Origin of the sequence: Marinicella rhabdoformis (assembly GCF_009671245.1) — a bacterium.
In the GTDB taxonomy this organism is placed as follows: Bacteria; Pseudomonadota; Gammaproteobacteria; order Xanthomonadales; family Marinicellaceae; genus Marinicella; species Marinicella rhabdoformis.
In genome coordinates, this window is record NZ_VTFS01000001.1 from 190,456 (window position 1) to 203,328 (window position 12,873).

Annotated in this window: 12 protein-coding genes; 6 read left to right on the forward strand and 6 right to left on the reverse strand. The window is 43.0% G+C overall.

Annotated features, from left to right (window positions below):
• The first annotated feature begins 57 nt into the window (after positions 1-57).
• The 3 genes from FET73_RS00865 to FET73_RS00875 are packed head-to-tail and all read left to right on the forward strand — an operon-like array spanning position 58 to position 4,207.
• Positions 58-2,214, forward strand: a complete 2,157-nt coding sequence (locus FET73_RS00865; protein WP_154222029.1) for a TonB-dependent siderophore receptor — start codon at positions 58-60, stop codon at positions 2,212-2,214.
• The gene (locus tag FET73_RS00870; RefSeq protein WP_154222030.1) at positions 2,214-2,765 is read left to right on the forward strand and encodes a hypothetical protein; all 552 of its coding nucleotides are present in this window, start codon (positions 2,214-2,216) and stop codon (positions 2,763-2,765) included. Before FET73_RS00865 ends, FET73_RS00870 begins: the two co-directional genes overlap by 1 nt.
• Positions 2,762-4,207, forward strand: a complete 1,446-nt coding sequence (locus FET73_RS00875; protein WP_154222031.1) for a PepSY-associated TM helix domain-containing protein — start codon at positions 2,762-2,764, stop codon at positions 4,205-4,207. The genes FET73_RS00870 and FET73_RS00875 overlap by 4 nt, the downstream gene beginning before the upstream one ends.
• Before the next feature lie 13 nt (positions 4,208-4,220).
• Here FET73_RS00875 and FET73_RS00880 read toward each other — a convergent pair whose 3' ends face one another.
• A complete protein-coding gene (locus tag FET73_RS00880; protein WP_179952036.1) occupies positions 4,221-4,682 on the reverse strand; it encodes an Lrp/AsnC family transcriptional regulator in 462 nt (153 codons plus the stop codon).
• Positions 4,683-4,803: 121 nt separating this feature from the next.
• On the opposite strand from FET73_RS00880, the gene phhA reads away from it, so the two are divergent.
• Complete coding sequence (gene phhA, locus FET73_RS00885; protein ID WP_154222033.1) at positions 4,804-5,607, forward strand: phenylalanine 4-monooxygenase; 804 nt, start codon at positions 4,804-4,806, stop codon at positions 5,605-5,607.
• Entirely contained in the window at positions 5,607-5,948 is a 342-nt protein-coding gene (locus tag FET73_RS00890) for a 4a-hydroxytetrahydrobiopterin dehydratase (RefSeq protein WP_154222034.1), read from the forward strand. Before phhA ends, FET73_RS00890 begins: the two co-directional genes overlap by 1 nt.
• Positions 5,949-5,964: 16 nt before the next feature.
• On the opposite strand, the gene FET73_RS00895 is transcribed toward FET73_RS00890, so the two are convergent.
• From FET73_RS00895 to FET73_RS00915, 5 genes are read right to left on the reverse strand one after another with little or no spacing between them, the layout of a single operon-like run.
• Positions 5,965-6,438 (reverse strand): GNAT family N-acetyltransferase, encoded by a 474-nt coding sequence (locus FET73_RS00895; RefSeq protein WP_343032260.1) that lies wholly within the window; start codon positions 6,436-6,438, stop codon positions 5,965-5,967.
• Complete coding sequence (locus FET73_RS00900) at positions 6,435-7,643, reverse strand: acyltransferase family protein (RefSeq protein ID WP_154222035.1); 1,209 nt, start codon at positions 7,641-7,643, stop codon at positions 6,435-6,437. Before FET73_RS00900 ends, FET73_RS00895 begins: the two co-directional genes overlap by 4 nt.
• Positions 7,644-7,653: 10 nt before the next feature.
• On the reverse strand, positions 7,654-8,373 hold the full coding sequence (locus FET73_RS00905; RefSeq protein WP_154222036.1) for an ABC-2 transporter permease: 720 nt from the start codon (positions 8,371-8,373) through the stop codon (positions 7,654-7,656).
• On the reverse strand, positions 8,370-9,320 hold the full coding sequence (locus FET73_RS00910) for an ABC transporter ATP-binding protein (protein WP_218944239.1): 951 nt from the start codon (positions 9,318-9,320) through the stop codon (positions 8,370-8,372). The genes FET73_RS00905 and FET73_RS00910 overlap by 4 nt, the downstream gene beginning before the upstream one ends.
• Positions 9,304-9,729, reverse strand: a complete 426-nt coding sequence (locus FET73_RS00915) for a GntR family transcriptional regulator (protein WP_218944240.1) — start codon at positions 9,727-9,729, stop codon at positions 9,304-9,306. The genes FET73_RS00910 and FET73_RS00915 overlap by 17 nt, the downstream gene beginning before the upstream one ends.
• 136 nt (positions 9,730-9,865) lie before the next feature.
• Between FET73_RS00915 and FET73_RS00920 the strand changes: the two genes are divergently transcribed.
• Positions 9,866-12,838, forward strand: coding sequence for a PQQ-binding-like beta-propeller repeat protein (locus FET73_RS00920; RefSeq protein WP_179952037.1), 2,973 nt, complete (start codon positions 9,866-9,868; stop codon positions 12,836-12,838).
• Positions 12,839-12,873 lie beyond the last annotated feature (35 nt).

Below are 12,873 nucleotides of genomic sequence, written 5' to 3' on the forward strand. Positions count from 1 at the left end.
TAATTACGAATCTTTCGCATTTGCATTACTATGCGCATTTTATAACAATGACGCACAATGAATAAAACCACACTCAACCTCGCGATTTTGCTTGCCATTTCACCTCATTTGGCATTAGCCGAAGAAGAAAAAGTTGATAACAAGGAACAACTTTCAGAAATCAAGGTCACTGGCTCATCATCAGGCTTAATTTCTTATGTCTCAGCCACTGGCGCTAAAAATGACACCCCTATTGTTGATACCCCACAATCTGTATCGGTATTAACAGCGCGCCGTTTCTCAGACCTTGGTGCCGAGTCTATTCAAGATGCTTTGGGTTATGTAGCAGGGGTTTACAACGGCCCCTATGGCGTTGATAGTCGTGGTGATTGGTCGCAAATTCGATCAGTTTCTCCTGTCCAGTATTTAGATGGGTTGCGCACCAACTTTAATCACTACAACAACACAAGGCCGAATCCATACAGCATGCAACAAGTAGAAATACTGAAAGGACCCAGCTCTGTTTTGTACGGACAAGGGAGCTTGGGTGGTGTGATTAATATGGTCAGTAAAAAACCACAAGCTGAATTTCAGGGTGAAATTTGGGGACAAATTGGCTCATTCAATCGCAAACAAATTGCCGCCGACTTTACTGGTGCCTTGAATGAAGACGCATCAGTACAATACCGCATGGTGGGTTTATTCAGAAATGCCGACCACCAAACCGACTTTGTGCCTGATGATTCTGTTGTCATCAACCCCAGTGTCAAATTTGTTATCAGTCCGCAAACAGAATTGACCTTAATTGGTAATTGGACCAAAAATGAGACGGGCTCAAGCACACAATTTTTCCCACATGAAGGCACCATACTTCCCGCGCCTTATGGACAGATCCCTGTCAATCGATTTGTCAGTGAACCCGCTTTTGATCGTTACGACACGGAACAACAATCTGTCACTACCCTGTTCAACCACGACTTCATGAATGACTGGCAAGTCAGAGGTGGATTGCGATACAGTGATTCCAGTGCAGATTACCGCACCATGTATGGATGGCCACCTGTTTTCCAAGACGATGACCGCAGCATATTACGTTCTATTTATATCAGCGATGCCACCGCAGAATCTTTAACCGCTGATGTACGCCTACACGGCAATAAAATGTGGGGCAACAGCATACATCACCTGGTTTTCGGCATCGATTACCAAAATGTAGAAACTGACAATAACAGCTTGTTTATGTACGGCATGGGCGGCTTATTAGATCTCTACAACCCGGTTTATGGTCAAATAACTGACTTACCTACCCCAAGTGACATTCCAAACAGCCCGGCCAATAAAATCTATCAAACAGGGTTTTACTTTCAGGATCAAATCTATTGGGGTGACCATTGGATCACTTCTCTGGCAGTACGCAAAGACACCGTGAAAAATAAAACTGAAATCACAAATGCCCAATCTGACTCTGCCACAACAGGCCGCCTGGGAGTCATGTATCAGTTTGATAATAACCTTTCTCCTTATGCCAGTTATTCAGAGTCATTTGAACCGGTTATGGGTCTGGACGCTTATGGTAAACAGTTCAAACCACGCAGTGGTGAACAAGTTGAATTGGGGGTGAAATTTCAACCAGAAGGCACCGAACACCTGATCACTGCCAGCGTGTTTAAGATCAAAGAAAGCAACCGAACCACTGCCTTATCAGCTGATGATTTAAACGACCCTAACTTGATAGACCCCAATGGACAAATTCAAGTGGGCGAAGTAGCAATTGAAGGACTGGAAATTGAAGGGCAATTTGAATGGAAAAATTTGGACATCTACAGCAGCTATGCTTATGTGGACTCTGAAATTACCAAGAGCAATCAGCTGGGTGAACAAGGGGCACGTTTGGCAGCGACGCCTGACCACATGTTTTCAACGTGGTTGACTTATCGTCCAGAGGCTTTTTGGCCAGGCTTTAAAATGGGCTTGGGCTTGCGCTATGTGGGCGATACTTCAGATGGTTCAGCCTTTGTCGCTTTGCCTGATGGTACGGTCATAAATGAGCCTTTGCTGACAGATGATTATACCCTGGTAGATGCCATGATTGGTTATGAAAAAGGCGCCTATGACTTCAGCTTGAATGTGGATAATGCCACCGATAAAGTGGTGGCCACCAGTTGTTTAGCCCGCGGTGACTGTTTCTACGGACAAGCACGCACCATCACTGCCAGCATCAAATACAAATTCTGATGAATTGGCAAACATATATGACTTTTGTATTGGCTTTGGCCGTATTGTGCTTGGTTCCATTTTCTTGGTACCAAGCGCAAAAATATAAAAAACAAGCGGTGCGTTGGTTGTGGCTAGGCGCTTCAATGCTGGCACTGTGCGGTGGTTTTTACCTGTTTCAAAAACAGCACGGCACAGAATTTGCCGTTTTTTTTGTTTTATTTCACGTCAGTTGGTTGGCTTGGATTTTTATCAGCCGCCAAGCCAAAGTGAAGACAGAAAAACAGCCCGCCAACTATGTGAATAAAGGGCCAAAAGGCAAGCCATTTGTATATAAACTCAGTGTCTTTTTACTTGCTGGCACTTTGGCTTTACTTGCCAGCATTTTAGTTTCACAAGCCTTGGCAAAACTGTTGGTTTCACAACTGATCAACCAATGGGCAACAACTCTGATAGTCGCACCATTAGTTTGGGGCGGTTTGGTTACTTGGTTGGCTTCTGATCGCATCATCTACAGACCCATATTGGTGATGATTATATTCACCTCACTTTCTTGGTGGTACATCGCATGAATTTGATTAAAAAATTAACGCCTTCAAAACATTTGGTTAAACAAAGCCTACAAGGTCATGCTTGGATGGGCCTGTTTTGGGCTGGCCTGTTATACCTTATTTGTTTGAGCGGCACCTTGGTGGTGTTTTTTCCTGAAATGGAACGCTGGGAACAACCACTTGAGGCAGAATACACAGAAATGTCAGCGCCGGCTATTTCTCAAGCCCTAACGGCATTTCAACAAAAAATAGATGAACCCATTGAGTCTCTGTATTACATTTATCCCAGTGAAGATATTCCAAGGGCACATGTATCTGCCAATGACCAAGAATGGTGGCTTAACAAAGCGGGAGATTTAACCGAAGCGGTGGATGCGCCGTGGACATCCATGATGACTGACCTGCATATTTATTTGCACTTACCGCACACCATTGGCATCATCATTGTGGGCATGCTGGGTGCCATGATGTGCGGACTGGTCATTTCAGGTGTTTTATCACACCCCAATTTATTCAAAGATGCTTTCAAGATGCGCTGGGGCGGTAACAAACACCTGGAACAAACCGATTTGCATAACAGGTTGAGCGTTTGGAGCCTGCCTTTTTTCTTGGTTATCAGCTTAACCGGTGCATACATTGGTCTGTTTGGTGTCAACATGACTGTGGCAGATTATTTTGATGAAAGCATTACTTCAGAAGAAGTCATCAGCACAGTGTTTGGCGATGACCCACTCATCGATGAAGCACCGACAGTAGTTAGTATACAAACCATTCAAGACGACCTGAAAGAACGGGAACCTCAGGCTGAATTTTTATATTTGGTGGTTCAAAAACCAGGCACGGATGGCCAATATGTTGAAATGGCGGCCACCTTACCCAATAGGTTGATTTATTCAGAAATATACCGCTACCATAGCGATGGTCGGTTTATAGATTATCAACATTTATCAGACGGCGATGCTGGCAGACAAATAGCCTACTCTTCTTATAGAATTCATTTTGGCCATTTTGGCGGCGTCTTCACCAAAATCATGTATGTCTTACTTGGTTTTGCCATGACAGCCATTACTGTCACTGGTGTGAATATGTGGTTCAACAAAAGAAAAATGCGCAACCACTGGTATTATTTGTGGAATGGCTATGTTTGGACCACACCAATGTCAATTGCGCTTTCTGCAATGTGCAGCATGGTGTTTGGTCTAAACCCTGTTTATACTTTTTGGATTAGTTTGGTCATTCTCAGTGCGGTAGCTTTACGCTATCAGGATGAAAACAAACATAAGAATTATCTTCAGTTATTGCGTTGGCTTACCGTTGGATTGACCGTGATGACAGTTTTTATTCACGGTATAAATTTCCCATATGAAAAATGGTATTGGATTTTCAGTGGCAGCATCATTTTGTTGTCAATTTTACCGGTACTGAATCTTCGGTTATGGACCTATAAATGGGCAACAGCGTGAAAACTTTCAAGGCTTATAAAGGCAAAGCAGTGGTGCTTTTTTTCTCGCGCAATATAAAATTGGTGTTGGTTGATTGAATCACGCCCAAACTGAGTAACTGGCGCATCAAAAATGTTTCCAGTTGCTCGGTGTCTTTGACCACAACTTTCAAAACATAATCAAAATTACCCGCAATGGCATTGCACTCAAGAATAAATGGGCTGTCTTCGATGAACCTCAAAAACTTATCCAGCGTACTGATTTCATGGTCCAACATGGTCACTTGGACATAAGCCATCATAGAAAAACCCAATTTTTTTCTGTCCAGTAGTGCCACTTGTTTTTGGATAAAACCTTCTTGCTGTAATTTTTTTAGTCGCCGCCAACAAGGTGTTTTAGAAATACCTACTTTATCAGCCAAATCTTGGACATTGATGTCAGCATCCCTTTGCATCACAGAAAGTATTTTTACGTCTACCTCATCTAATTTAGCCATATAAACCATTAAAAATAATATAAATAGAATTATATTCTAATATTACCCAAAGATAACAGTGATTAAGAATTTTATTTTGCCTATTATCCCTACAATATACTTTTTCAAATTAAATTGATTCATGGACAGATACACCAGCGAGCAATATCAAGCCAAACAAGCAGACAAAACGGGCTTTATCAGCTACACCAAGGAAGAACATCAGACATGGGCGGCTTTATACAAAGAGCAAATCGATCTGGTTAACCGGCACATGGCCAATGAATATTTAGAGGGATTGGCCACCATCAATTTACCCGAGCATCGGATACCTCAATGTAATGAAGTGTCAGAACAACTCCAAAAAAATACCGCTTGGGAAGTGGTGCCGGTGCCAGCACTGATTGGCTATGACCGCTTTTTTAAACTGCTGTCTGAGAAAAAATTTCCAGCAGCCTCTTTTATCAGAAGCAAAAAAGATTTCCATTACGTCAAAGAACCCGATATCTTTCATGAAATATTTGGTCATACACCCTTATTAACCAACCCGATAGCGGCTGCCTTTTCACAGCATATTGGTCAATTGGGCACACGCTGTGACAAAAGCGACCATGTGTGGTTGGCAAGGTTGTATTGGTTCACCATAGAATTTGGCTTGATCAAAGACACCAATGGTGAAATCAAACCACTGGGCTCGGGCTTGGCCTCCTCGCCTTCTGAAATACAATATGCGGCCAAAGATGAATGGGTGGAACGCAAACCTTTTGACATCCTTGAAGTCTTGAGAACACCCTACAGGATTGACATCAAACAACCCATCTATTTCGTACTAGATAATATTGAGCAATTAGAAGAAATCATAAAAAGTGACATCATGTTTTATATTAAAATGGCCAGGAGCCAAGGCTTAAAAGCCCCACATCCAAAACTTAAGAAGGCAGGATAATGACAAAAGAGCTAAATTTAAACGAAGCCCATTGCGAAGCCTGTAATGGCTTGGTTGACTGTATTGAAGCCACTGAGCTGGCTGAGTGGATGGCATTGATTGATGACAATTGGCAGCTGAATGATGACAACGACACCATCACACGTTCATACAAATTCAAAAACTTTGCAAAAACCATGTTTTTTGTCAATGCATTGGCACACATGGCAGACCAAGAGCGCCACCACCCTGATGTGACTTTTGGTTATAACTATTGCCAAGTCAGTTACACAACGCACGAAGCAGGCGGCCTGACACGCAACGATTTCATTTGTGCGAAAAAAGTAGATACCATGTCTTAATCAAATATGAGTAAAACTACAGTTTCAGTTTAAAACCTTCATGATTGGCTTTAAAACCCAACATTTCATAAAACCGCAGCGCCTCTGGGCGTTGTTTATCTGAAGTCAGTTGTATCATTTTACAATGGCGTTCTTTAGCACGATCAATAGACCATTGAATCAATTCAGCACCTAATCCTTGCCCCCTGAAATCTTTGTGAACCCTTACACCTTCAACCAAACAGCGCCAAGACCCCACATGTGTCAAATAAGGAATAAAAGTCAGTTGTAGCATGCCAATGGTGCCACCATCAGATGTCAAAACCATCAACTCATTGTTTGGGTCACTGCTTATTGCTTGAAAAGCATCTGAATATTTCGAGTTCAGGGGCAATTGAGCATCCTCTCTCAAAGCCCCCAAAGGATCATCTGCTAACATTTCTATCAATTGTGGCAAATCACCAAATTCAACCTGCCTCACCGAATAATGTGGTTTCACCTTATTGCTCACTTCTTTCTGCCATTCAACAACCAACCCAGCGGTGTGGGCCTAACCATTACCAAATAACTCAACATACCCACCCCCAAAGTCACGGCACAACTGGTCAGAAATTGCCAACCCATGTGCCAGCCACTGTCCATCAAATAAAATTGCACCATAAACAACAAGGGCAAGTGAATCAGGTATATCCAATAAGATGCATCAGCCCACAATTTCAATTGCTTGTTACTGCGGTTCAAATAACGTTGCCCCAGCAACAAACAAAACAATGTCATATACAATGCGACCACAGACTCAGCCAAAGCGACAGGCAAATGACTCCAGCTCATGCTGCCATTGCCCGCCAACATCATTGCCATTTGCGGTGAAATCACATCAGGAATGGTTTTGTAAAAGTAGGTAAAAACAGCCAAAGAAACCAATAACAACAGGTACTTATAAGGCTGCCATGATGTCAAAGTGTTGTGCTGTTGCTGCATCAAACCACCCAAAAAGAAAAACAAGCCATAAAATAACAAGGCCCACCATTGTGGCACCGCTTGCTCTGGTGCAGGATGAGGAGCGGGTACTTGGAACAAACCCACGGCCAACAAAACAGGCATCAACAGCAGCAAAAACACTGGATGCAAACACCATGACCACACACGCCATGTAAACACTTTCAACTTGTATAACAATGCCACCACTACCACCAACATATACAGGTAATACAAAAACCACAAATGCATGCTTGAAAACGGTGTTTCAGGTGGCGTTCCAGTGGCGGGTGCGCTGAACATCATTTTGATAAAGAACAGCATGGGGGGCAAGTTATCCACATGCTCAATGGCCCATGAAATGGTCAAACCCACCAACCAGAAAAGCAAAGGCAAAAACAACAAAAGCGGTAACAATATGCGCATGCTGCGGTGTTTCAAAAAGCCCAGTACACCGTGTTTTTTCAACAACATCAAGGCAAAATACCCCGCAATAAGGAAAAACAAAGGCATGCGAAACAAATGACTGAACCAATTGAACACATCAAAACCCCAATGGTAATTCCCACTGGCGGTAAACCATATATTTTGCATCAATGGCCCAAAAGCCAATGACGCATGGAAAACCACCCCCACCAGCATCGCCAAAGCGCGCAGGTTGTCCATATAATGCAATCGTTCACTATGGTTCATGCCTGGGTTTATTTCTTGATTCATGTCCTGATTTATCATGTTCATCTCATTGACCTCAAATAAAATCTTTCTTGCGTGATTGCAGGTAAAAAGTGGTCGCCACAATAAACAAAGCCACCGCCATTTCAACAACAATAATTGTCATAGCTGTGCTGTTCCAAACAGCCACACCACCATTCAAATGCTCATAAATACCATCAAAACTGCCCACCCAAAACATGAACAAAGACACCGAAATATTGGTGAAGGTAGTCACCACAATGGTCCATTTTTCAGAGCCAGTGACCAACGACGTGCCCAGCACCAACAAAAATGACACAAAAAGTTGAATCAAAACAATCAAAGCGATCGGCATCAAACCATTAGACAAATGGGGCTTAAACGCAATCACGGCCAAAGTGGCCGCGGTCAAAACACACCAAGCCACACTGTATGCCCCCAAGTTAAAAATCAATTTGCCTTTGGTGTAATCCATACAGGTGACGGGTAAACTCATGATAAAAGGCATGGTCTGCTCTTTGTGCTCATTCACGACCGAAGAAAACACCAACAAAGCGCCAATTAATATCACCACACAAAGGATTAAAGTCATGGCCAAATAAAATGCCTTGGTGCTCTCTATCAAGAAAATAGAAACCGACAACAAGCCCAAAATACTGAACAACCAAAAATTCTGCTTGTTCAATGCCCAATCCTTACGCACCAATGCGCCCACGATGCCGCCCTTTACATCATTCATTTCAACACCCACCTCTGTACTCATTGCCTTATTCATTTTTGACCTCCTATTAACTCAGTTTGCTGTCTGCTAGCTTGCACTTCCGAGACAAATATTTCTTCTAAGGTCATGCGTTCTACTGACTCAATCTCGGCACCACAATTTCTATACACTTCGGCCAAGTCATCATTAAAGCCATTGCTGGTGATGATGGCTTGGTGCCCCACCCGCCTTTGTTCAACGATGCCAACCATGTTGGGCAATTTCACACCATCATCCACCTTCAAACGCAAACGGCGCCATGATTCCAGATACGATTCTTTGTCCTTCGATTGAATAATACGACCTTTATCAATGAACGCGATGTGGTCCGATAACTGTTCAATGTCTTGGGTGTTATGGGATGAAAACAGGATACTGCGGTCACCCTCTAACAACACATCCATCAACTCGTTCAACACCTCATGGCGTGCCACTGGGTCTAATCCCGTGGTCGGCTCATCAAGGATTAATAATTTTGGACGTCTGGCCAACATCAAAAGCAAAGCTGCTTTGACACGTTGTCCATGAGACAATCCTTTGATTTTGTGATCTGCCAATAAATCAAAACGCTTGAGTAAGGTCTTGGCATAGCCAGAATCCCATGAGACATAAATGGATTTCATGTAATCCATGTGCCATTGGATATCCACCTTGCCATACAATCGCATGTCTTCTGAGGCATAACCAATGTCCCATTTGGCCGCCCTTTGTTGTTCAGGTAAACGGTGGCCCAAAACATTAACCGAGCCGCTGTCCTGCTGAACCAAGCCCATCAAAATCCTTATGGTGGTCGACTTACCCGCACCATTGGGCCCAATAAACCCCATGATTTGACCCGTTTCTAGCTGCAAATTAAGGTCAGTCAATTGAAAATGCGGATACGCTTTGTTCACACCACGCGCTTCGAAAGCCAAGTCGCCTGAAGCCAAATTATTAAAATCCGATTCAATCATGACCCACATCCGCTGAACTGTTTGTCTTTGTTGATTGATGCTTTTCTGCTGCTTGCAGTGACTCCAAACGTTGTTGTACTTGTTTAATGTTGAGGCCCAATGATTGGGCAATGGTCATGGCTTCTTTCAAATGCTTGTCCATTTCTTCCTCCTTCAAATGATCAGATAGGTTTTCAATTTCTGCCACAAATGAACCGCGCCCGGGCTGCGTCACAATGACGCCCTCAGCTTCAAGTTCTTGGTAAGCTCGTTTGACAGTAATGACGCTGACTTTAGCCGCCACCGCCAATTCGCGTATGGACGGCAACTTGGCACCCAAAGGCCAATCACCCAACGTGATGCGTTGCTTGATCTGCGCCATGATTTGCAAATACATGGGCCGACCATCGGTTTGTGACAAAATAAAATCTAGTGGCATTGCTGTGCATACTGTATATATTCAATATGCACAGTATACACAGATATATACACACTGCAAATATTATCTGATATTTGATATTGCGTCGGGTTTTATAAATTTGTACAATTGCCCTATTTCTCAAACCTTTTCACACATGAAATTTCTTCAACAAACGTTGTTGCTCTCACTGATTGCAACACAAGGTCATGCCTTAAACTCACCAAACCTGAGCGACTACAAACCCGTCACTCAAAGCCAACAAAAATCCAATCAAACAGTTAACGGTGGCACCCCGCTAACTATGACTGATGGTAATTATTTGATTTCTACTTCTGATGGATTGATGGAAATTAATGTTGTTGATGGCAGCTATACTTTGATTTCAGAAAACAGCTTAGCCAACAAACATTTGAGAATATCAGGTACCACCATTTATTTAGCACATGAATACAACTATACAATTGAAAAGCTCAACACAGTCAATGCTCAATTAACGACGTTGGCTGACAATGTAGAAGCTTCAGATTTTGTCATCGGCACAGATAAGATCATTGCCAATAGAAGGTACAACAGTTGTGGCAGCCATTACATTGTTTTCTTGAATTCTGGAAACGTCTTTGAAAGCACCCAATGTGAGGAAGGATGGAGAGGTGTCAACATCAATGACAACGAATTATATGTCTCACAATACGGTTCACAATCCATCAGAAACATTGCATCACCTACTTTCAGCACACAAAGTATTCCAGAAAGCGGTCAAAACTTCCTTCGAGACATTGACGGCGGGTATTGGGTCATCAATGGCAGTCAGTTTAAGAAATATGATACCAATCAGAGTTTGATCGACACCTATTCAGTCGGTGCGAATTTCGATCGCGTTTCTATCAGAAATGATGGTTTGCTTGTTGGCGAAACCTACAACTCAATTCACCTGCTAAGGCCTGACCATCATTTTCACAGAGCGTTAGACCTGTATGTGTACAACAGCAATTCATCAGGACAGTTTATTGGCACTGTAACCGTGGACGGTGACGCCGATTTAATGCCTTTTTGGTATGAAACCTTATACGGGCTAAACCCAAACGATGCCTCTGATGCTTTACTTGACAGTGATTCAGATGGCCTAAGTAACATTGAAGAGTACAACCAAAAAACATTCCCAGATGATGCCGACTCTGACGATGATGGACTAGATGATGGTACAGAAGTCAGCATTGGTACCGATCCACATAACCCAGACAGTGATGAAGATGGATTAAATGATGGTATTGAATACATAGATTTACAGTCTAATCCACTGTCCTCAGACACAGACGATGATGGTATTGATGATTTAACAGAATTTCAATTCGGTTTAGACCTTAATGTTTCCAATGTCGGAATGGATACAGACAATGACGGCATTAACGACTTAGATGAAATCATATTAGGAACCAGCCCCATCAATAATGACTCGGATTCAGATGGTGTGATTGACGGTGATGAATTGAACAACAACACTGATCCACTGGACAGCGACACTGATGATGATGGCTTGAACGACGGTGATGAAGCAGACACAGGCACAGACCCTTTGAATACCGATTCAGATGGTGATGATTTGGAAGATGGTTTTGAAGTACATACTTTACTTTCCAACCCACTCAGCACTGATACTGATGGCGACCTGATGCCGGATGGATGGGAATACCTCTACGGCCTGAATCTGATTGTTGATGATTCAACAGAAGATTTAGACAATGACAACTTAAACAACTTGTTAGAATTTCAGTTGGGTGGCATTCCTACCAATCAAGACACTGACAACGACAACATCATGGATGGTGACGAATACAGCCTGGGCTCGAACATCAACAACAGGGACACCGATGGTGACCACATGCCAGACGGTTGGGAATTGTTGAATAGCACAGACTTACTAACGCAAGATGCCGATTTGGACAATGACATGGACGGACACAGCAACGGCATCGAATATTGGAACAGAACCGATGCAAACGATGACACAGTATTTCCAGTGCCCAGTCAATGGAGTACCTACCAAGGTAACCCACTGCACACAGGATTCCAACCCACCTCAATAGTGAGCTACAACCCGACACCAACCACGTCAATTGACATCTCAGATACAAGCCCTAATTTATTGAATGCAGCCACAATGAACCACGACACTGTGATCATCAGCTACACAGACAATTTAGTGGCCTTCAACAAACAAACTGGGGCAGAAGTTTGGAGGCAGGTTTTCCAGGTTAGCTCTACCAATCCTCCAGCCATTGAAGACAATCGCGTTTACATTCAAACAGGTAACCACAACAATGCCACACATTTAAGATCATACGATTTAGAAACCGGAGCCTTGAATTTTCAATCACCCCACAGTGCCCAATGGGAAAGCTATTTAGCACCCACCATTGATGGTAACGTCGTTTATATCAATGGTGGCTCGTACGGTGGGGCCTATGCATTTGATAAAATCACAGGCGACCAACTGTGGTTCAGCTCGGCTTTCAACCAATTCGATATGTGGACACCATCAATAGATGAAAACAACGCTTATGGCTACACCTATGGTAACTTGATTGCCGTAAATAAAACAACGGGTGCGATGGTCTATTCAACAGATGACCCCAGTTATGATTGGCATGGTTACTCGACCAATCGAGCTGTAATTTTAGGAGGTTATGACACAGCCATCGTATCGGACCAACGAAATTATACCGGTCACATTAGCGTTTTCGACCGCATAACAGGCGACTTGTTATGGACCCACATTTCAGAGTACCAAAACCAAATGGCGGCATCCAATGGGATATTGTATTCTCAGTCCAGGAATGGTGTTTTATATGCTTTTGAAGAACGTTCTGGCCTGGCGCTATGGAATTTCACCTTACCGCTTGGCGACGGATTCTTAAACAACATGATTGTTACCAATGAACACATCATTGCCTCAGGTGGGAATCAAACCTACTTCATTAACATCAACGCCCAAAGCATAGACTTCACCATACCCATGTCTGGTGAAAAAGAACTGAATGAAAACAATGAACTATTAATCACTTCAGACGAAGGCGTTATCAAAGCTTTTAAACTCTTGGGTGACTTTATCTTCAAAACCTCATTCTAAAAAGCCGAACGTGTAATAAAAAAAGCGCTGACACC